A 21,140-nucleotide genomic window follows, 5' to 3' on the forward strand; every position below is an offset into this window, starting at 1 on the left:
GAAAATTTCTAGTTAAATCTACCTTGATTCAGTAATAACTCGGTTGCGGCAGCTACGTCAGTGAGAAAAAGTTATAAATAGTTATAACTTGCGCGTAAAATATGCTACAATCTTGAGTATAATTGCTCAAGTTCCTGTGCCGTCCAGCAGGAACTACCGATTTTGCGCTAACACACCCGATAATTTTAAATAAATGACGATCGACGAAGCACTGCTTTTCCTCGACTCCGTTCTCAAACAAGAGCATCTCAACGATATTCACATATTAGTATTGCGACAGACTTGGGAAGGACACTCTTATCGAGAGATTGCCAAAAGCGCTGGTTATGATGCCGAATATATTAAGTTTGTTGGCTTTCAGTTATGGAAAGTTCTCAGTCGGGTATGCGGAGAAAAAGTCACTAAGAGTAATTTTCAGTCTGTTTTGCGACGGCAAGCACAACAAGCACAAGTCTCCGTCTCACTACCAAATAGCCAAATTAGTCACAATATCGATGAACAAATCGATCGCAGTAGTCCGATCGCCGATCGAGTTGCAACTGACGTAACAAAACTCAACAAAACGATTAATTGGGGAGAAGCAATTGATGTTTCTATTTTCTACGGGCGTGCAGAGGAAATAGCCTTATTAGAAAAGTGGCTGATCGTCGATCGCTGCCGCTTAGTAACGCTGTTGGGGATGGGTGGAATTGGCAAAACTTCTCTCTCTATTAAGGTAGCAGAACGCATCCAAGAACAATTTGATTATATTATTTGGCACAGTCTCTGCAATGCTCCCTCTCTCCTCGATTTGTTACTAGCATTGATTCAATTTCTGTCGCATCAACAGGAAACGAATTTACCAGATACCGTGGATGGTAGAATCTCGCGACTGCTGTACTATCTGCGACAACATCGGTGTCTGTTAATATTGGATAATATCGAGTCAATTCTACAGGAAGAAGAACGCACGGGTTGTTATCGAGAGGGATATGAAGGATACGGTCAACTTCTGCGATGCGTAGCCGAAATAAATCATAAAAGTACCCTGCTATTAACCAGTCGAGAAAAGCCGATCGGTTTAGCCGTTCGAGAAGGCGAAACTTTGCCCGTTCGTTCGTTACAACTGAAAGGTTTAAGCACTCCTAAAGCACGGATTTTTTTTCAACGTATCGGTGATTTTCAAGGGTCGGACTCTGAATGGGATATTTTGATATCTCATTATGGAGGAAATCCCCTAGCCTTAAAAATGGTCGCTCCCGCGATTCGCGATTTTTTTGAGAGTAGCCTCCCCAAATTTTTAGAACTTTTAAATCAAGGAACTTTAGTATTTGACGATATTCGCAATCTATTAGATAGGCAATTTAATCGTTTATTAGATTTAGAAAAAAAGGTGATGTACTGGCTGGCTATTAATCGGGAGCCAGTCTCGGTGGCAGAATTACAACAAGATTTAGTTGCCAAATTAACTGTTAAAGAATTACTAGAAGTTTTAGGTTCTCTCCTGAGACATTCTCTGATTGAAAAAACCTCAGAGGGCTACACTCAACAACCTGTCGTCATGGAATACATGACGGAACGATTAATCGAACAAGTCTGCACTGAAATCGCAACCAGCAAAATTGATATTCTCAGAAGCCATGCTCTGCTCAAAGCTACAGCTAAAGAATACATTAGAGATACGCAAGTAAGTCTGATCCTCAAACCTATTGCCGATCGCCTTTTTTTTTCTTTTGAACGCCAGCAAATCCTCGAAAACCAACTCAAACCTATTTTGGCATCCCTGCGCGGTAAACCCACACTAGAAACTGGCTATGTTGCGGGTAATATTATAAATCTATTGTGTCAAATGCAGACAGATTTAAGCGGTTGGGATTTTTCTCATTTGACTGTTTGGCAAGCTTATTTAGCTGATACAAATTTGCATTTTGTCAACTTTGCGGGAGCTGATCTAACTAATTCGGTTTTCGCTGAAGTTTTGGGAAGCGGTTTGTCAATCGCTTTTAGCCCGGATGGAAAACTTTTAGCAATGAGCGATACTAATAGTGAGGTTCACTTGTGGCAAATGCCAGAATTTAGGCTACTGAGAACTGGCAAAGAATACGGCAGCATCGTGTTATCTGTTGCTTTTAGTCCAGATGGGAAAACCTTTGCTACTGGCGGTAGTAACGGCACGATTAATTGCTGGGATGTTAGCAGTTGGTCGATTCGTCAAACATTGCAGGGAAATCGTAGCAGTGTGCTGGGAGTTGCTTTCAGTCCAGATGGCAAGATGCTTGCTAGTAGCATCAGTGATGGAACTGTGCGTTTTTGGGATTGGAGTCACGGACGGTGTTTGCTAACTTTGCCGGCACACAAAAGTCAGGTTTGGTCGATCGCATTTAGTCCTCAAGGTAATATTTTAGCTAGTGGCGGTGATGATGGAATACTTAAACTGTGGGATGTTGCTACGGGACAATGCCTGAAAATGTTTGAGAGTGACTGTCGTCAAATTCGATCGGTTGCTTTCAGTTTAGATGGTAAAACTGTAGCCTGTGGTGGTGATGATGCTTTGATTCGCATCTGGGATATTAACACAGGTGAACTCGTTAGGATTTGCTCTGGACATTCACAAATAGTAGTGTCTGTTGCCTTTAGTCCTGACGGTCAGATGTTAGCAAGTTGCAGCGAAGACAGCACCGTCAGATTGTGGGAAGTGGCATCGGGTGAGTGTCTAAAAACGCTGCAAGCACACACCAGTCGAGTTTCATCTGTCGCGTTTCGTCCAGATGGCAAAATTTTAGCTAGCACTGGTGAAGACTGTACGGTGAGACTGTGGGATGTTAAAACAGGTCGTTGTCTGAAAACAGTATTGGGGCAAAGCAATCCAGTAAATTCGGTAGTTTTTTCACCCGATGGCCAAACTTTAGCTAGTAGCGATCGCGCCGTGAGATTGTGGAATATCAAAACCGGGAAGTGTTTTAAAAGTATACAAGATGGACGTACTAATCGGTTGAAATCAATTGCCTTCAGTCCGAATGGGGACTTGTTGGCGAGTGGATTCTCTGACACTACTGTGAGGTTGTGGGATGCTGGGACTGGAAAATGCCTAAAAAGTTTAGAGGGTCATTCTGCTTGGGTTTGGGGAGTGGCCATCAGTCCCGACGGTAAGATTTTGGCAAGTTTCAGTGAAGACCAGACGATCGAACTATGGGATATTAGCACAGGGCAATGTCTTTATATTTGTACCGAGCATCAGAGTTGGGTGATGGGAGTTACTTTTAGTCCTTCAGGTGATATCCTGGCTTCTGCGAGTACCGATAAGACGGTGAAGTTATGGGATGTCGGTACAGGGAAAGTCTTAAGCACTTTGATGGGAAATAGCGGTTGGGTTTGGTCTGTTGCCTTTAGCCCTGACGGTAATATTTTGGCAAGCAGCAATAGTGACGGTAGCATCAAGTTTTGGGATATCAATACTGGAGAATGTCTGACCAATATCGAGGGACATGATGGTATTGTTTCATCGGTAATCTTCAATCATGATGGTACACTTTTGGCGAGTGGCGGTCACGATCGAACTGTACGAGTATGGGATGCGAGGACGAATGATTGCTTGCTACTTCTGCGGGGACACGAAAATTGGGTGTGGTGTGTTGCTTTTAGTTTAGATGGGCAGAGATTGGCTAGCAGCAGCCAAGATGAGACGATTAAGTTTTGGGATGTCGTAACGGGTGAGTGTATCAAAACTTTGCCGGTTCCGAAACCTTATGAAGGATTGAATATTTCAGGTGTTAAAGGTGTAACTGAGGCGACTGCGGCGATGTTCAAAACACTAGGGGCCGTGGAAGTAAGTCGATCGTGATATGTTTTAGCATTCTTAAGAACAGGCAAGATGCCTGTTCCAAAAAGAGTGAGTTTTTTGGTAGGGAGGGCTGGATATCCCCTCAGTTTCACCAGACTTGGAGATGCTAAATTTGCCCCGAAGGTGGTGAGTCTTGAATTTTAACGAGTGCTGCTTTCATTTCGGGAGTATCTAAGAATTTTTTGGTGGCTGCGATTAAACGATCGCCCCAGAGGTTTTCTTTGAGAAAATCTACAGTAGCATAGCGTTTATCTAGTTTCAGAGCCGCTTCTCCCATCGCTAAGCCTTTTTCTTTGTCGCCTTTGCCGTACAATGCTACTGCTAGAGCTAGCATTGGTTCGGCTGCTTTGTTGTCGATCGCGATCGCCTGTTCCCAACGTTTAATCGCGCCATCGGCATCTCCCTTTTCGTATTTGACTAATCCGATATTGTTGAGAGCGGGCCAGAGATTTTTTTCTAAAGCAAAGGCTTTTTCATATTGGGCGATCGCATTGTCCAATCGTTTAAGCTTGTAAAAAGCATTGCCTAAATCAAATAATGCACCCGGATTATCGGGTTTTAACTTTAACCCTGCTTGTAAGTATTCAACTGCTTTTTCATAGTTTGCTTGCCGAAAATGAGCTTCTCCCAAGACAAATTTAATTGCAGGATTTTCCGGCGACAGAGATTGAGCTTGTTGCAAAGCGTCAATGCCTTTTTGCAACTGGTCAACTTGAAGGTACAAGCCGCCTAACAAAGTCCAAGCTTGAGAATTCTTAGGGGCTAATTGTGTGGCGAGTTCGGCTCTGGGTACCGCGAGTTGGTACTGCTGGAGTCTGGCTAGCTGGACAGCTTCTTCTCCCAGGCTCAAGGCTGTTTGTTCGAGTTGGGCAGAGTCGATTTGTAGGGTGTAAGGCAGGAGTGCCTGGGCGACAACGGGTTTGGGCATTGTGCACAAACCCAGGGCCAGTAGCAGAGATAGTAGAGGAATCCGATTAGGCACGCGAGCAGCCCCAGCAAAAAATATAAAGGTTTCTCGATCGCCTATGATAACCTATAATTCTCCCCTTCAGCCTCACCGGACTAGATTATATTAATGGCGATTGAGACCATAGTCCGATCGTTCGGTTAATTGTTATGAATCTTTGCTACGCCTGGATGCTCTGTTGAATTCGATCTAACAATTGGGCTGCTGATAAAGAAGAAGGCAAAATTTTAGCAGCTACTTCTTGTAGTAGAAAGTCGATCTCCTCCGATTCTGAATTGACACTACACCGATAATCCAAAACTAATATCGGCGGTTTTGTTGCCATTTCTCGCAGACTTGATAGCGCTGGCAACACACTGGGGGATTCCGAGGGTCTGTCTCCCAAGCAAAGCAAAACTAAGTCCACACTTTGATATTGCAACTGCTGCAAAACTTCCCTCCAATGGACAGCAATTGAACCTCGAAATCCTGCGGTTTGGATGTACTGAATCAAAGCTTGAAAGTTAGGGGCAAATTTTTCAGAATTATGAATAGGAAAATCGAATTTTTTCGCTCGATAATCGGCATTTTCGGCGGCTAGATCCTGATTTTCCCTAATATTTTGCTGCAAGTCCAGTAAGGTTGAAATATCAGCAAATAAAATGCTAGGCTTCCAACTCATCCCAGCCGCTACTTGAATAACTTGCCACAAAGCAGAGGCTACCAAAGGAGTGTCGGAGGTGTCGCTGTCGGTGGCTAAACACGGAAATACTGACAGTCCCTTGACTTGATTTGCCAGTTGTGTAGTTGCCTGATCTAAAGTTACTAAAGGCAGAAAACCCAAACTCGAAGACTGACTTAACTGTTTGATAAAAGCTGAAGGGTTTTGCAGTTGGTTTGTACCGTCCAAAACGATCGCATCGGGACGCCAGATACGGGCCACCAGTTCTGCCTGACCGAGGTCATCTGCTTCTAAAACTCGGCAATAGTTAGGGTTGAGCAATAAAGATGAGCCTTGGGAGGCACTGTTCTGCGGGCACAGCCACAAAATAGTCAAACAACTTCTGACATTGGGGGTATTCCCATCGGGGTGTCCGATCAAATCGCCCAGCAGCATTCCCAAGGCAGGCTCTGTGATGGGTAAGCTTAAAAAGCCTTCGGCTCGGTTGACGGAGGCCCGTTCTTTTTCACCTCTGGTGGCTGTGATGATGGCTGGTATCGATCGAGTATCTGGATCGCTCTTGAGCAGTGTCAGCACGTCCCAGCCCGACAACAGTGGCAACAACGGGTTCAGGAAAATCACTTGGGGACTGAATCGGCGGGCTTTTTCCAGTGCTTCGGTGCCGGAACGGGCGACGATTACTTGATAACCTAAACCGGTAAGAACTTTGGTTAAATCTTCGATATATTTGGGAACTGCTTCGACGATTAATACGAGGCGAGATCGAGAATTGGCGATCGGGTACTGATATTTTGGTTTGAATAATTCTGGCTCTATGCCTGGATATTCTGCCACATCTTCTCTAGTGTTTCCCGGAGGATTTGGTGGCAGGAGTAAGGTGAATTGAGAACCTTGACCTTCTGAGGAAATAAACGAAACGTCTCCGCCGTGGAGCCTAGCTAAACGTTGAGTCAGTACCAGTCCTAGTCCGGTTCCTTGAAATCGGCGAGTTAAGGGGCTTTCTAATTGTTGGAATTTTTGAAATATGAGGTGCTGTTTGTCGGCTGGGATGCCGATGCCGTTGTCCCAAACTGTGAAAGCAATCCAGCCTTCCCAAACATTTACTTTCAAGCCAATTTTGCCACCAATTTCTGTGAATTTGAGGGCGTTGGATAGCAGGTTGACGAGCATTTGTCGCAACCGCAGTTCGTCGGCGATTAAGTGGCTTAGTCCAGGTTCGATTTCGAGTATAAATTCGGTTTGGATGGGGGATTCCTCCCCTGGGTTGGCGGTAGTTCCCTCGGATTTTGATGGAGATTTTTCTTCTTGCTGTTGGAGTTGTTTGGCTTGTTCAAAGGCTCTGTGGCAGGCTGCGGTAATTTCCACTGGTTCGGGAATTAGTTCTAGCTGCCCGGTTTCCATCCTGGTCAGGTCTAAAATGTCGTTGACTATGGTCATTAAGTGTCGCCCGCTTTGATGGATGAGTTTGGCGTAGCGAGTTTGGCGATCGTTTAGTTCTCCGATCAATTTATCTTTGAGGAGGCTGGACAAACCGAGGACGGCGGTGAGGGGGGTTTTTAGTTCGTGGCTGATACAGGATAAAAATTCGTCTTTTAGTCGGTTGAGGTGGATTAAGTCGGCATTTTTAGCTGCTAGTTCTTTGGCGACTAAATGTTCTTCGGTGACATCTTGTCCCATGACTAAAATTAGGTTGTCCGAGAGTGGCTGTTTGACAAATTGCCAGATTCGTTCTTGACCTTTTTGGACTGGACAGTCGCAAATGTAGGTGTCTGGTTTGCCTGCGATGGGACACCAGGCTGGGCTGGTTAAGGTGGATGGGGAGGCGGCGGCGTAGAGGGGTAGGGGGCAACTGGTGGCTGCGGTAGAGTCGCGATCGCCCGATCGCCCAGCTCCTACTAAGCTTCTGAATTCTGGGGAGATGGCTAAATTTGGGGGGCTATTATATTTAGTCGGCTCCGGACCTGGTTGATGGGGAGATGAGCGATTTCGATTGACTGCGGTTTCTGGGACTGGTTCTGGACCAGCTCCCAGTAAAATCCGCCACGCTGCGTTTTGACTGACTATCTGTCCGGTGGGGGTTTGCAATCTCAGGGGTAGGGGCAGTTTTTCGAGGAGTTGGACTAGGGAATTAAGGTTTTCCGAGGGTTTGAGTCCTGCTTCGAGAAAGCGTAATTGACCGTCTAGGGCGCTGGCCATCGCTGAATGTATCGGCTCTCTGGCTGCTGTTTCTTGAGCTTTGATGCTGTATTCGGCAGCGGTGGAGATCGGGATGCAGTTGCTGTGGGCGACGAATTGCAGCAGGCTGAGGCTGTTTAGAAGTCCCAAAAATTTGCCTTCGGAATTGGTGAGGGCGATGGGAGTATCGACAAATCTGCCCTCCATTTTTCCCAGGTCCCATAGGTTCTTAATTTCTGCTGTTTGCAGGTATTCCCAGAATTCGCTGACGCTCCAATCTGCGGGTACGGCTCTGAGGGGAGCGATGGCGATCGGGTTTTCTGACAGGGGTTGTTGCCATTTGCCGTCTTGGTTTGCCAGGGGCATGAGGCTGCGGAGATATATTAATCCCTTGGGCTGTAGCTTGTCGTTGACTAATGCGATGCGATCGCAGTTGCCCTGACTAAAAATTGACCGCAGTGTTTTTAGCTGAGCTGTCGGTCGGCACAGTGGCACTGGCTCGATAAAATTTTGGAGACTAGGGCGGGTTTGTGGCATAACGAACCTGAGAGTCTGCTCCCCTGAGCAGTAATATTTTTGAGACCCAATGTAGCTGCCGATTTCTGTATCTAATTTGTTTTATATCAGTCTGCTAAGGCACCTTGAGGCTTGACCGATCCCCGCCAGTTCGATGCCAGTCCTTGATTTGGGGCTACTAGCACCTATTTTCAGGCTTAAGCTTAATTGCAGAAATCAGGCTGGGGGTGCTTGAGCTAGCAGCAAAGGACTACAGTTTTATTATCCCTCTGTCACAAGGTTGTTACCATTTTTGTAGTTAAGATTGGTAACATAAATGTTGCGATGATTGTTAAAATGTTAAGTGTTTTGTAAAGGAGATATCAACTCTGAGCGATCCACCATTTTCAGGTAACTTAAATGTTTCACCTACAGCTTTGCTTCCCCAACTGTCTATATGTATCTTTGTCAAGTCAGGGGAACTCGCAGGCTTGGCGATCGAGGTTTTGGGAGGCAGACGTTATGCTTTGACCCAGGTTAAGTCCGAGAGCGAGTTTTTTGGATACCTGAAGCACAATTACCACCTAGACTGTTTGGTTTTTGAAGTAGATGGGGATCTGCGATCTCTGACTGCTAAACTCCAAGAGCGATCGATCTTTTTACCGGCTGTGATTTTTGCGACAAAGCCCGGAGACGATCGGACACAGGAAGTGCAACGGATATCGGACCATGGCTGCTATCCGTTGGTAACTAGCCCTGAACTGAATCAAGAGCAAAGTTGCTCTTTTTTTTACCATGCTGCTGAGGTGCAACTCTTAATCGATCGATGGGACGAACTTGCAGCCAGTATCGATCGGGCGATCGCCCAATTTTTGAAACTTTCTACTCCGGTTCCTTTAGATGACCAATCTGCAAAGCTGGGTGCAACGGCGCAATTAACTGCTCAAAGTTTACTACAACGACAGCAACGCCGACTTGCTGAAAAATTGCGGGAGCGATTAGGATACTTAGGTGTGTATTATAAAAGAAATTCCCAGAATTTTTTTCGTAATTTATCTCAGGAAGAAAAACCTAAATTTTTGGAGCAATTTAAGTTGATTTATCGCCAAATTGTTTTGAGTTATTTTTCTGAAGATACTACGGTAAATAATCAAATAGATGAATTTGTGAATCTAGCTTTTTTTGCGGATGTTGCGGTGACTCAAGTTGTAGAAATTCACATGGAATTGATGGACGAGTTTGCCAAGCAACTCAAATTAGAAGGGCGCAGCGAAGAAATATTGCTGGATTACCGCTTGACTCTAATTGATGTCATCGCTCATTTGTGCGAAATGTACAGGCGATCGATTCCCAAAGATGCCTCGGAACGTCGAAAGTAAAAACTAGCTAAAAATATTATAAAATACGAAAGAATAGGGGATTTAAGACAAATAACAACTACAACTAAAACTTGATAACTAACACTCAACGTCTCATAAAAGTTCATGACTCCTCTGAAGAAAACCTACGTTCTCAAGCTTTACGTTGCAGGGAATACTCCCAACTCAGTGCGAGCTTTGAAGACTCTTAAGGACATCCTAGAACAAGAGTTTCAAGGAGTCTACGCGCTGAAAGTGATAGATGTTCTCAAAAATCCTCAACTAGCAGAAGAGGATAAAATTTTGGCAACGCCTACCCTGGCAAAAATTCTGCCGCCTCCGGTGCGAAAAATTATTGGTGATTTGTCCGATCGGGAAAAAGTTCTGATAGGATTAGATTTGCTCTATGAAGAACTTCGCGAAGAAGACATGAATTCGTAAGATAATTAGGTGACAGTCATTAGTCAGCAGTAATTAGTTATGGAGCACTAGCACCAGCTAAACACTGAGTAGAAATACTAAGGATCTGCGGTTAATGGCTGAAAACTAAAAATACTGACAATTGATAAAAATCGACATGAATGAAATTAGTCAAACGGTGCAACCAGAAGGATTGGTAACGCAGGGAGTTCAAAAAATCCGCACCATGATTGAAGGCTTCGATGACATCAGTCACGGCGGAATGCCGATCGGCAGAACAACCCTAGTCAGTGGCACGTCGGGAACCGGAAAAACCTTATTTGCTGTACAATTTCTTTACAACGGAATCACCCATTTTGACGAAGCCGGAGTTTTTGTAACTTTTGAAGAATCTCCCACAGACATTATTAAAAATGCCTACAGTTTTGGCTGGGATTTGACTAAGTTTATCGATGAAGGTAAGCTATTTATTTTAGACGCTTCCCCAGATCCCGAAGGTCAGGATATCGTGGGAAACTTTGACTTGTCTGCCTTAATCGAACGCATTCAATACGCCATACGCAAATATAAAGCAAGGCGGGTTTCTATTGATTCGGTGACGGCAGTATTTCAGCAATACGATGCTGCATCGGTGGTGCGCCGCGAAATTTTTCGTTTAGTTGCACGCCTTAAACAAGTAGGCGCAACTACAATCATGACTACGGAACGGGTGGAAGAATATGGCCCGGTAGCCCGGTTTGGAGTCGAGGAATTTGTCTCGGATAATGTGGTGATTGTTCGCAACGTTTTGGAAGGAGAACGTCGCCGCCGAACCATGGAAATTTTGAAGTTGCGGGGGACTACTCACATGAAGGGCGAGTATCCTTTTACAATCACTAATGACGGCATTAATATTTTTCCGTTGGGGGCTATGCGATTGACTCAAAGATCTTCCAATGTTCGGGTTTCTTCCGGCGACAAAACTCTCGACGAAATGTGCGGGGGCGGTTTCTTTAAAGACTCGATTATTTTGGCTACGGGTGCGACGGGAACGGGCAAAACGCTGTTGGTAAGCAAGTTTTTGGAGAATGCTTGCATGAATGGCGATCGCGCCATGCTGTTTGCCTATGAAGAGTCGCGGGCGCAGTTGTTCCGCAATGCTTATTCTTGGGGCATTGATTTTGAGGAAATGGAACATAAGGGTTTGTTAAAAATTCTTTGTAATTACCCGGAATCTGCGGGTTTGGAAGACCATTTGCAAAATATTAAATCAGAAATTGCAGATTTTAAACCCTCTCGAATTGCGATCGATTCCCTGTCAGCTTTAGAACGGGGAGTTAGCAATAATTCCTTCCGGCAATTCGTGATTGGAGTGACAGCTTTCGCCAAGCAGGAGGAAATTACAGGATTTTTTACCAATACAAGCGACCAGTTTATGGGGTCTAATTCGATTACTGATTCCCATATTTCTACGATTACTGACACGATAATCATGCTTCAGTATGTGGAAATTAGAGGGGAAATGTCGCGGGCAATTAATGTGTTTAAGATGCGTGGTTCCTGGCATGATAAAGGAATTCGGGAATACACTATTACTGATAACGGGCCGGTAATTCGGGATTCTTTCCGCAGTTACGAACGAATTATCAGCGGTTCTCCGACTCGGATTACAATTAATGAGAAGAGTGAATTATCGCGGATTCTTCAAGGGGTACAAGGTCAAGAAAATGATGATATTTAAGCCTTAAAGTCCTGGAGGCTAACAACTCTCGTCAATTTGTATTCACAAACACCCTAAGAGTAAACCCCTGGAAACGCGAAAACCCTTGATTTTTCAAGGGTTTTAGCTATTTAGGGCTTGCTGAATATATCGATCGCACTTGATGTGGCCAAAGGTTTCGATCGCACGATCGAGAGTACAGATCAAAGGTCAAACCAATAAAAAACCAAGAACCTACCGTAATAAGGCCAGAAAAGACTACCTAGCATTAGCCAAACAAAAACGACCCACCCGCAACAAAAGAAGACAAGCAATTAAAAAACAACTTCAATATATCAACAGAAACTTAGCTCATATTGAACAGCTAATAGAGTTAGGTGCGAGCCGGCTCTCTCGGATATTTGGTGCAAAATGTAGCAATCGATACATAAAAAATTATATTTGACCCAGCTTGAATATATCGATCGCTCTTATTCTTGATTTGCGATCGATTATTCAGCAAACCCTAGCGTATATACTTAAAATACAACTATCCAAGAGATTAAACACAACGAGTCAGTACAGCTATGTCTGCTAAAGATGTCTTTCACGAAGTCGTTAAAACCGCTCTCCAGAAAGATGGATGGCAGATTACTCACGATCCATACACTTTACAAGCAGGAACTCTAGAACTTTACATCGACTTGGGTGCCGAAAAGGTGGTTGCTGCCCAAAAAGACGGACAGAAAATCGCCGTTGAAATTAAAAGCTTTATTGGTCCATCCAAAATCTCCCAATTTTATACAGCTTTAGGACAATTCATTAGTTATCGAGCAGCTTTACAACAACAAGAAACTGACCGTATTTTATACCTGGCAGTACCCAGCAATGTCTACGATAGTTTTTTTACAATGGGGTTTATTCAGTCTTTAGTTCAACAAAATCAAATTCATTTAATTGTTTATGATATAGAGCAGGAGGCGATCGCACAATGGCAAATGTAGACCTTTATAGACAACACATCCAAAATCTGCTCTCCCAACACGCCAGTCTGGTTTGGGATGAGCGAATTCAGGCTCAAACTATCTTTGATACCGAGCGCGATCGTTATCAATTAGTATATGTGGGCTGGCGCAATCAGCGGCGAATTTATGGCCCGGTTTTGCACCTGGATATTATGGACAATAAAATCTGGATTCAGCAAGATGGAACCGAGGTGGGTATTGCCAACGAACTCGTTGAATTAGGAGTTCCCAAACAAGACATTATACTGGGTTTTGACCCCCCTAATATGCGACAATTCAGTGAATTTGCAATCGGATAAATTACCCTTAAGTGTTAAAAAAATTAGCTTTTTTAAAGGCTACTTTTTTTAACACTTAACCGATTTCATCAGGTTGCGTAATTTTTGCAACTGGGTGTTATGTTTTGTACTTCAACTCAACACCCAGTTGCTTGTGCATAATTCCTGTATAGCAGTCGCCAAGCCGCTTTGGTCTTCTTTTTGCGCTCGTTATGTGTCAATAAAAGTCCATAAAAGCCGAAAAGAAATAGTAAAAATCAGGTCATAAAATTGGGTAGTTCTTGTTGGCAAACCGTTGAAACCATTATTGAAGCGTTGGTTTCGGGAGCCCGGTCCCTTTAAGGGGCCCGGCTCCCGAAACCAAGCGGGGGAAGGGATGGGAATTATTGGAGATGTCTAATGAATTGTACCGCGTTTTGCAGATTTTAAAACACCTGAGTAAACTTCCAGACTAGCTAAAAAAACCATTTTAAGTTATCTTTCAAAACAGACAATATCTAATATCTCAAATTTCCAACTGGTGCGAGTATGATCAATTACTGGATAGTCGGCGCTTTCGCAATAGCTTCTGTCTGTTGGGCAGAAATCATCCGAGATTTTTATCATGTCGCATCCCACTATTGGCCGCCACTGTACAAGCTACACGCTTGGCACCACCGCGTTTTTCGCCCGAATTTGACTCCCGTCAGCGAGACAATCTACAAGCAAGCCCACTGGCGCCACGATGTGCCGGAAGCTGCATCTATGATGGTTTTGGGCTTGTTGCTGTGGGTGGCTGCTTATTTCTGGATGCCGGAATATCACTGGGGCGCAGCAGCGGGTTGTGTTTATACTTTAGGCTTTTTGTTGAGTGCGATCGCCCGTGGTTGCGGCATCAAGGGTGCTGATGAATTAACCGACATCACCCATCAACCGGGAGACTTCCTCACTCCACCGGGAAATTGGTTGGTGAATAAACCTTACCATTGGCGGCATCATTTCGATAATCAAAATGCTTACTATTGTGGTACTTTCACGTTAATCGATAAACTTATGGGCACTGCACTTTCTCTCAAAGGCAAAACTGTAGCCGTCACGGGGGCATCGGGAACTTTAGGAAATTTGCTGTTAAAATATCTCCACCAAGCTGGTGCAAAAGTTATCGCCCTCACATCGGGAAATCAAACAATTACTGTGAATATTGATGGCAAAGATTTGCCTGTGAAAACCATAAGTTGGCAAATAGGTCAAGAGGCAGACTTAGCAGAATTGTTAGAAAAAGTCGATATTCTTGTGATTAATCACGGCATTAATGTACAGGGTTCGAGAAGCCCAGAGGCGATCGCCAATTCCTACGAAATCAACACTTTTTCCGCGTGGCGGCTGATGGAACTTTTTCTGCTAACGGTGCGCACTAACGAAAATATAGCTAACAAAGAAGTTTGGGTCAACACCTCGGAAGCCGAAGTCATTCCGGCTGTCAGTCCCCTCTACGAGCTCAGCAAGCGGGCTTTGGGAGACTTGGTAACTCTGCGGCGACTGGATGCGCCTTGTATTGTTCGCAAACTAATTTTAGGGCCGTTTAAAAGTAAGTTAAATCCGATCGGCATTATGTCACCAGATTGGGTAGCGCAGCAAATTGTCAAGCAAGCTAAAGCCGATGCCCGCAATATCATCGTGACAATTAATCCTTTGACATTGATACTCTTTCCGGTTAAAGAGTTTTTGGTTTCTTTGTATTTCCAAACTTTCAGCCGTCAGGTAATTTCCGAGAGCAAAGAAGCGATGACACCGGAAAAATCTACTGTGGGTACAAAGATTAATTGACCAATAAAAAACCCGGATTTTTAGCAAAACCGGGTTTCTCAAGCTGAATCAAACTAATTACTTACTTCAGACATTTCAATGACGCGGCCATCATAATCTTTTACCAAAAAGTTTAGTGGTTTTTCCCGGCGAATTTTATATTTAATGCCACGAGTTTGGACTCTCATCAATAGCTGATCCAAACATTCGCGATCGAAACAAACGTGACGCTGGCGATTTTTTTCCCCCGCCAGAGCACCGCTAATTACGTGCAATTGGGTGTTTTTCATTAACTGATACCACAAACCCTCGGAAGTCGCCATGGTTTGACTGTTAGTCCCCCTGCCGACATTGGGCGACAAATATAGTGGATCGATACCCGTTGTGCCCAAGGTTTGCTCGTAATTGTAGTAGTAGTGCAGCGGCACCTCTGCTACTGGCAGATCTAACATTCCCTCGTAAAATTGTCGAGCTTGCCCCAGATCTGATACCATCACGGTGTGTACCTTGGGTGCACTGGTGAGAAACATCCACATCGCCCCTGCATAGGCTGCTAGCAGCATCACCATAATGCCTTGAGTCGAAAACAAGCTGTCTAGGGGCAGCGATGGCAAGAAAGAACTTAAGTGCAAAGGGTGAAGTGCCAGGGTAATAATACTAACTGCTAGAGTCATGAATTATAAGAAAGGGTAAACAACGAAATTTATCAGAAAATTGGGTTTAAAACTCCGTCCTGATAGCAGGAGGGCTTTTTCCCCGAAAGTGCATAGTCCCAAATCCTATTGTTGGTAACAACACTCGCAGTCGCCCGCGAGGCTTAAACTATTTAGAGAGCTCCCAAACAGCCTGTTAAGAACAGGTCTGATAACCTGACGGGTTCGACAATAATTATGGGAGAAGTTTATTAGGTTAGCCATATATGTTAGCAAAAACTAGCCGTTAGGGTCTGCGTGATGAAAGTCTTTGTCTACGGTACTCTCAAACCCGGTGAATGCAACTACCTCCGCTATTGCGAAGGAAAGGTTGTGTCTGCTTGTCCGGCGATCGCCCGCGGTCAGCTTTTTGCCTTGCCCGCAGGCTATCCGGCTATGATTTCTGGGGAAGGAAGAGTCTACGGTTTCCTCCTGTGTTTCGGCGACTCCGCTATTTTGCCAGATTTAGACGGACTTGAAGAATACGATCCTGAACGCCAACCCGCACAAAACGAATATCAGCGACAGGAAATCGAAATATTCGATCTCAATTGCCAATCTTTAGGTACTGCTTGGGCTTACTTGATGTTACCCGATCGCCTTCGTTCTCTCAGAGGCATCTTCCTGCCTGATGGGACCTGGAAAAATAGGCTGTATCTCTGATTTGGTATTTTGAGGCTGTGGGGGCGTTGAAAGCCTTCTTTTTGGTTTTTTGAGTGTTGACTGTTATGGCTAGGGCTTACGCAAAAAACCCGGTTTCTTCCAAAAATCGTCGATTTTTTCAACAGATATTCACGCAGAAACCGGGTTTTTGACCTTTAGCTGTATTTTATAATTCTGATGGTAGCAGATTCGATCTAATATCAATTCCGGTTGCACCGTCAGGTGATGTTGAAAGTTGACAGTCAACCGATTTCTGCCGATTTGACTAATCTGGATAAGTCGATCGCTTTTTGATGCTGGTTTTGTTGATTATATATTCTCTGATTACTGGCCAGATTGTGAAGTGCGATCGCCCATTTTGTTTTACTGTTTCAACTAATGACCGTCGTCCTAAAGATTGCATGACTTTCAATATTTCTGGCGGTGATAGTTGCAGATTTTCTGGTATTTTTGAGATGTCTGCTGGTTCTGGGGTACTTGCTAGCCATGCGATAACTTGTTGTTCAGATGCAGTTAGGCGATCGCACTGCTGCTCCAATAGTGATTCTAAGTCTCCTAAGAATAGGGTATCATAGGAGAGGAATTCGGAAACGCTGCCGCCGAATAAGTCTTGAATCATAGTTGCAACTATATTTAACCATAAGGGATTGCCTCGGTAAAGGTCGATTAGTGCTGACCATTTCTCCGGTTCTGCTAAACCTTTTTCTCTGAATATTTCTTGTGATTCCGGGCCTAAGCCGTTGAGTTGCAGCGATTTACAGGGGCGGTTTTCGCCTTCTAAGGCGGCAATTTCTCTGGGTTTTTCCCAACTTAGTAGCATTAGGCAACTGTTGTGGGATGACTCGGCTAATTGTTTGAAGAATGTGCCGTAATTTTCATAGCCTGGTTGGTAATTGCCTGCGAGTTGTTGGCTGCTAAAGATTGTTTGGATATCATCGAGGATAATGAGACAGCGGTGCGATCGTAAATATTCTAGTAGGGGTAATCCCCCCGCGATCGCCCTTTCTTTCTGAGGTAATCCCCCCGCGATCGCCCTTTCTTCGGGGGAGGGGGCGGGCACGGGGGCACCGCCCCTACAGGATTGAATTAAGTCGGTTTGGAGTGTTTGGAGGGGTGGAGAATTGCGGAGACTTCGCCAGATAATGCGATCGAATTCGTGTTGAATTTGTGGGATTAGTTGGAGTGTCAGGGCGGTTTTCCCAATACCGGATAAGCCGAGGATGGTGATGACACGGGTACGGCCCAAAATCCAGTTTTCTAGGGTTGAAAGCTCGGATGTGCGGTTATAGAATAGCGTAGGCTCAGGTGCATCCGATAAGTCTAGTCGCTCTTTAGGTTTAGTTTGGTTATAAATTGACTGATTGGGTTTTTCTGTATTTGGGATTTCTGAGGGATGCGACTTGTTCTCACAAACACTAAGATTACCAACTTGTGCATAGTCTCCAAAATGTGATGAAACTATAGAAAATTGCCATCTTTCCACTGTGTATCTAAAGTTTGATTGATTGATATCTTCGCCTAATGTTTCTGATAGAAGTTTCCATAATTTTGATGCGACCTTTTTGACATGAGCTTCGCTACGGTGGCAAGTTTTGGATATTTCCGGGTACTTTTGGCGTTGCCAAGTGCCGCGTAATATACCTTCTTGTAAATGATTGAGGTGTTTTCCTGTTTTAGCGAATACGATGTCGTCAGCCAATTTTAAGACTTCTTGAACATCCATAGGTGGAGTAGGGATTTTGGTTTTGCCTATTGTCATCCTACTCTATCCTACTGTTTGATACTTTGGCAACTAAATCCTACTTTATGCAATATAGTTTACGGGGCAAATGGCTACAAAATCCGACTCTTTGCTAATGACAAGAATGAAATGAGATGATATTCTGTAATGAACCATTAAAAATATAATCAATAAAATTATCAGAAAAATGGCATGAGTTGGGGTATCAAAGGTGACGGTTGGCAAATGACTTACATCCCAGAGTATATTCCTTTATTGCAAGCAGTTGGCTTGGGCGGTCAGCCAGGATACTACAAGTGTAAGTGGAAACAGGATCTGGTTAATGATCGAGAAATACCTATCAAGTTTATGGTCAAAAGAGCAGATCAACCTGATACACCAGCAGGCGAATATCCACACCTTTTAATCGCTCTTAATGCTGTAAATAGTTTAACAATAATTTTTTACTATTCTCCGAATAAAAGAATTAAAGGATTCGGTAAAAATGAAGTAGTGGATTTACTTCTAATTCTTATAGCAGGGATGGGAGAGATATCAGTTGAAGATTTGCTATCTATCTTATATAGCTAGAACAACAAAAAATACCAAAAGTAGCGATAGCCCTTACATCCCAACTTGTCAAAAAGAGCGATCGCCCTTACATCCCAAATTGTCCAAAAGCCCGCGCGAGCGCAGCTATCCCGTAGGGAATCGCCCTAACTACTTGATTAATTAACCTACTTTACTGCGACAGCTAACTGGAGCCCCAGTTTATCTAGTAAAACTATCAAAGCATAAATTTCCTCGCCCCCACTCTCAGACAATATCCGATCGAGTTTCTCATATATAAATTTAGCTTCCGTCGATAACTTATTCATCTGCAAATAAGCATCCACCACATCTTTAAGTCCTGCTCGCAGCAATTTTGGTTCTGGTGTTTCAGACTCTAATTCCAACATAACCTCGATATAGCTAGCAGCACTTTCGGGATGTTTCAGAGAAGAAATCAAGTATTCATGGTAGCTTCTACCAATCGGTAATTCAAATACATTACTATCTCGCAACCGCTTTGAGAAAAACATAACTTCCAGATTTTCAATTTCCTCCGTGTCAGGATTGAGACGAGCCACAATTCCATAGTCGAGTTCTTGCGATTCTTGCTCTGCATAAGGTGAACATTTATTGACGTACAAAATATCCCCAATAGCATCGTATTTAAAAGTTAATTTTTCTGCCATATTATCTCTCCTTGGGTAACATTTTTTGTTAAGTAAGCTGTCACGATCCAATATGGAAACAAAAACCAGACGATCGCTCAAAGTCCCTTACCCGAAATAAGGCGACGGAGGAAACGGCACTGCCCATAGGTTTCAACAATCGCCTGAAACCCTTGGTATCTCTCGTTCATAGCCAAGTCTAGATCCCCCTGCCCCCCCCACCCCCCCCTGCCCCCCCACCCCCCCCTGCCCCCCCCAAGGGGGGATGGGGGATGGGGGATGGGGGATGGGGGAAGGGGGACTGTCGATCGGACTCCTGTCCCCCCCTTCTTAAGGGGGGCTAGGGGGGATCTGGCCTTCATAGTCTTGCCAGCAGTCTGTGACAGGGTTTGAGGTTAAGTTGACACTAATGATCGCTACCGTGTCCCCATCTAGACTACTCTTACAAATGGCAACTCATATCGCCAGATTGTTGACTGAAACGCGCGTTTTCCCGGTAGTCAACCGGACAGTCTATCACGCAAGGTACATCTTGAGCCAGGGCTTCTTTGAGGATAGGAATTAAATCCGTTGCAGCCTCCACTCGATAGCCTTTCAAACCCATACTTTCGGCAAACTTCACAAAATCTGGATTGCCAAATTTGATGAAATCGGAATGACCAAAATGATCTTCCTGCTTCCATTCAATCAAACCATAACCGCCATCATTAAAGATGAGCGTCACAAAATTAGTACCGACACGCAAAGCAGTTTCTAACTCCTGACAATTCATCATGAAACCGCCGTCTCCCGTGGCTGCTACCACCTTGCGATCGGGATAAACCAGTTTGGCGGCCAACGCGCCCGGAATCGCAATTCCCATCGCCGCAAAGCCGTTGGAAATTAAACAGGTATTTGGGCGATCGCAATGATAATTCCGCGCGATCCACATTTTATGAGCACCCACATCAGATATTACAATATCATCAGGTCCCATCACCTGCCGCAAATCATAAATCAATTTTTGGGGTTTAATTGGGAAACCATCATCCGCTGCATATTGTTCATAGCCAGCCCGAATATCTGCGCGCAATTGCTTAGCAAAAGGATCGGCTTTTCCATTTCTATCCGCACGCTGTAAAATTTCATTCAGCGAATCGGAAATATCTCCCACAACTTCTACAAGGGGAATATAACTGCTATCGATTTCTGATGGCAAAGCTCCAATGTGAATAATCGGAATTTTGCCGTCAGGATTCCACTTTTTCGGGGAATATTCAATTAAATCATAGCCAACTGCAATCACTAAATCGGTTTCTTCAAAAGCACAACTAATGTAATCCCGTTTTTGCAAACCCGTTGTCCAAAGTGCCAAAGGATGAGTGTAAGGAATTACACCTTTGCCCATGAAAGTATTAGCTGCTGGAATATTCAATCGAGTAGCAAATTCGGTAACAGCTTCACTAGCATTCGCTCGAATCGCGCCATTTCCAATTAACAACAGAGGACTTTTTGCCTTAGAAATTGCCACAGCGGCTTTATTCAAACTTTGGTAAGCACCAAAAGTTTTTTCCCGGTTGTCTTTGGTGAGAGGTGTTCCTTCCACAGGCATGGCTGCGATGTTTTCTGGCAAGTCAATGTGAACTGCTCCCGGCTTTTCACTCTGAGCTACTTTAAAGGCTTTGCGGACAATTTCTGGGGTTGTACCAGGGCGAACAATTTGAGCTCCCCACTTAGTAACCGGGGCAAACATAGCCACCAAATCTAAATATTGGTGCGATTCTATGTGCATTCTATCAGTACCGACTTGTCCAGTAATTGCTACTAGAGGAGCACCGTCTAAGTTCGCATCAGCCACACCGGTCATTAAGTTAGTTGCGCCTGGTCCCAAGGTGGATAAACAAACGCCGGCTTTGCCTGTCAGGCGGCCGTAAACGTCGGCCATGAAAGCAGCGCCTTGTTCGTGGCGAGTAGTAATAAATTTAATTGAGGAGTTTCTTAGGGCTTCTAGAACTTCTAGATTTTCTTCGCCTGGGAGTCCAAAAACATATTCGACGCCTTCATTCTCTAGACATTGTACCAGTAATTGAGCTGTGTTCATTTCCATTTTAGTCCTCTGTAAGTGGGGATATCTTCTCCTGGTCAACTTCTGGCAAAAATCCTAATTAACAGTTAGGTAAAATCTATCTTTCTTGCGGAATTTATAT

At 44.3% G+C, this 21,140-nt stretch carries 15 protein-coding genes and 1 pseudogene; 10 read left to right on the forward strand and 6 right to left on the reverse strand.

The annotated features are described in order from the left end of the window. Positions 1-193 precede the first annotated feature (193 nt). A complete protein-coding gene (locus tag P2A85_RS25500) occupies positions 194-3,820 on the forward strand; it encodes an NB-ARC domain-containing protein (RefSeq protein WP_377476120.1) in 3,627 nt (1,208 codons plus the stop codon). Positions 3,821-3,926: 106 nt separating this feature from the next. Here P2A85_RS25500 and P2A85_RS25505 read toward each other — a convergent pair whose 3' ends face one another. Together P2A85_RS25505 and P2A85_RS25510 are read right to left on the reverse strand one after the other, a co-directional pair. After that, complete coding sequence (locus P2A85_RS25505) at positions 3,927-4,748, reverse strand: tetratricopeptide repeat protein (protein ID WP_377476122.1); 822 nt, start codon at positions 4,746-4,748, stop codon at positions 3,927-3,929. A gap of 199 nt (positions 4,749-4,947) precedes the next feature. Continuing rightward, entirely contained in the window at positions 4,948-8,160 is a 3,213-nt protein-coding gene (locus P2A85_RS25510; protein WP_377476123.1) for an ATP-binding protein, read from the reverse strand. 395 nt (positions 8,161-8,555) lie between these two features. Between P2A85_RS25510 and P2A85_RS25515 the strand changes: the two genes are divergently transcribed. From P2A85_RS25515 to P2A85_RS25545, 7 genes and pseudogenes are all read left to right on the forward strand, one after another. After that, entirely contained in the window at positions 8,556-9,497 is a 942-nt protein-coding gene (locus tag P2A85_RS25515) for a circadian clock protein KaiA (protein ID WP_377476125.1), read from the forward strand. 105 nt (positions 9,498-9,602) lie between these two features. Next, positions 9,603-9,917, forward strand: coding sequence for a circadian clock protein KaiB (gene kaiB, locus P2A85_RS25520; RefSeq protein ID WP_340520079.1), 315 nt, complete (start codon positions 9,603-9,605; stop codon positions 9,915-9,917). A 136-nt stretch (positions 9,918-10,053) separates the two neighbouring features. Next, the gene (kaiC, locus tag P2A85_RS25525) at positions 10,054-11,616 is read left to right on the forward strand and encodes a circadian clock protein KaiC (RefSeq protein ID WP_340520081.1); all 1,563 of its coding nucleotides are present in this window, start codon (positions 10,054-10,056) and stop codon (positions 11,614-11,616) included. A gap of 181 nt (positions 11,617-11,797) precedes the next feature. Next, positions 11,798-11,980: pseudogene (locus P2A85_RS25530) on the forward strand (IS5/IS1182 family transposase); the annotation flags it as partial. Between the two features lie 181 nt (positions 11,981-12,161). Continuing rightward, positions 12,162-12,578 carry an element excision factor XisH family protein gene (locus P2A85_RS25535; RefSeq protein ID WP_377476126.1) on the forward strand — a complete coding sequence of 139 codons (417 nt, stop codon included), beginning with the start codon at positions 12,162-12,164 and terminating at the stop codon, positions 12,576-12,578. Beyond that, positions 12,566-12,898, forward strand: a complete 333-nt coding sequence (locus tag P2A85_RS25540; protein ID WP_377476128.1) for a XisI protein — start codon at positions 12,566-12,568, stop codon at positions 12,896-12,898. Before P2A85_RS25535 ends, P2A85_RS25540 begins: the two co-directional genes overlap by 13 nt. A 507-nt stretch (positions 12,899-13,405) precedes the next feature. After that, on the forward strand, positions 13,406-14,683 hold the full coding sequence (locus P2A85_RS25545; RefSeq protein WP_377476129.1) for a bifunctional sterol desaturase/short chain dehydrogenase: 1,278 nt from the start codon (positions 13,406-13,408) through the stop codon (positions 14,681-14,683). Between the two features lie 53 nt (positions 14,684-14,736). Here P2A85_RS25545 and P2A85_RS25550 read toward each other — a convergent pair whose 3' ends face one another. Further along, on the reverse strand, positions 14,737-15,336 hold the full coding sequence (locus tag P2A85_RS25550) for a glyoxalase-like domain protein (RefSeq protein ID WP_377476130.1): 600 nt from the start codon (positions 15,334-15,336) through the stop codon (positions 14,737-14,739). A gap of 279 nt (positions 15,337-15,615) precedes the next feature. On the opposite strand from P2A85_RS25550, the gene P2A85_RS25555 reads away from it, so the two are divergent. Continuing rightward, entirely contained in the window at positions 15,616-16,017 is a 402-nt protein-coding gene (locus P2A85_RS25555) for a gamma-glutamylcyclotransferase (RefSeq protein WP_340526030.1), read from the forward strand. 265 nt (positions 16,018-16,282) lie between these two features. Here P2A85_RS25555 and P2A85_RS25560 read toward each other — a convergent pair whose 3' ends face one another. Next, entirely contained in the window at positions 16,283-17,740 is a 1,458-nt protein-coding gene (locus tag P2A85_RS25560; protein ID WP_377481719.1) for an NB-ARC domain-containing protein, read from the reverse strand. Positions 17,741-17,950: 210 nt separating this feature from the next. On the opposite strand from P2A85_RS25560, the gene P2A85_RS25565 reads away from it, so the two are divergent. After that, the gene (locus tag P2A85_RS25565; RefSeq protein WP_377476131.1) at positions 17,951-18,328 is read left to right on the forward strand and encodes a hypothetical protein; all 378 of its coding nucleotides are present in this window, start codon (positions 17,951-17,953) and stop codon (positions 18,326-18,328) included. A 146-nt stretch (positions 18,329-18,474) separates the two neighbouring features. Here the strand turns inward: P2A85_RS25565 and P2A85_RS25570 are convergent, their stop codons facing one another. Further along, complete coding sequence (locus P2A85_RS25570) at positions 18,475-18,975, reverse strand: DNA-binding protein (RefSeq protein WP_377476132.1); 501 nt, start codon at positions 18,973-18,975, stop codon at positions 18,475-18,477. Between the two features lie 421 nt (positions 18,976-19,396). Then, positions 19,397-21,034 carry an acetolactate synthase large subunit gene (locus tag P2A85_RS25575; protein ID WP_377476133.1) on the reverse strand — a complete coding sequence of 546 codons (1,638 nt, stop codon included), beginning with the start codon at positions 21,032-21,034 and terminating at the stop codon, positions 19,397-19,399. Positions 21,035-21,140 lie beyond the last annotated feature (106 nt).

This window comes from Microcoleus anatoxicus (genome assembly GCF_042465725.1).
GTDB lineage: Bacteria > Cyanobacteriota > Cyanobacteriia > Cyanobacteriales > Microcoleaceae > Microcoleus > Microcoleus anatoxicus.

Bases quoted from the DNA above. Each gene is read 5' to 3' on its own strand.
- P2A85_RS25545 (WP_377476129.1), top strand. From the start codon at position 13,406: ATGATCAATTACTGGATAGTCGGCGCTTTCGCAATAGCTTCTGTCTGT.
- P2A85_RS25565 (WP_377476131.1), top strand. From the start codon at position 17,951: ATGAGTTGGGGTATCAAAGGTGACGGTTGGCAAATGACTTACATCCCA.
- kaiC (WP_340520081.1), top strand. From the start codon at position 10,054: ATGAATGAAATTAGTCAAACGGTGCAACCAGAAGGATTGGTAACGCAG.
- P2A85_RS25575 (WP_377476133.1), bottom strand. From the start codon at position 21,034: ATGAACACAGCTCAATTACTGGTACAATGTCTAGAGAATGAAGGCGTC.
- P2A85_RS25570 (WP_377476132.1), bottom strand. From the start codon at position 18,975: ATGGCAGAAAAATTAACTTTTAAATACGATGCTATTGGGGATATTTTG.
- P2A85_RS25510 (WP_377476123.1), bottom strand. From the start codon at position 8,160: ATGCCACAAACCCGCCCTAGTCTCCAAAATTTTATCGAGCCAGTGCCA.
- P2A85_RS25505 (WP_377476122.1), bottom strand. From the start codon at position 4,748: ATGCCCAAACCCGTTGTCGCCCAGGCACTCCTGCCTTACACCCTACAA.
- P2A85_RS25560 (WP_377481719.1), bottom strand. From the start codon at position 17,740: ATGGATGTTCAAGAAGTCTTAAAATTGGCTGACGACATCGTATTCGCT.
- P2A85_RS25555 (WP_340526030.1), top strand. From the start codon at position 15,616: ATGAAAGTCTTTGTCTACGGTACTCTCAAACCCGGTGAATGCAACTAC.
- P2A85_RS25540 (WP_377476128.1), top strand. From the start codon at position 12,566: ATGGCAAATGTAGACCTTTATAGACAACACATCCAAAATCTGCTCTCC.
- P2A85_RS25550 (WP_377476130.1), bottom strand. From the start codon at position 15,336: ATGACTCTAGCAGTTAGTATTATTACCCTGGCACTTCACCCTTTGCAC.
- P2A85_RS25500 (WP_377476120.1), top strand. From the start codon at position 194: ATGACGATCGACGAAGCACTGCTTTTCCTCGACTCCGTTCTCAAACAA.
- kaiB (WP_340520079.1), top strand. From the start codon at position 9,603: ATGACTCCTCTGAAGAAAACCTACGTTCTCAAGCTTTACGTTGCAGGG.
- P2A85_RS25535 (WP_377476126.1), top strand. From the start codon at position 12,162: ATGTCTGCTAAAGATGTCTTTCACGAAGTCGTTAAAACCGCTCTCCAG.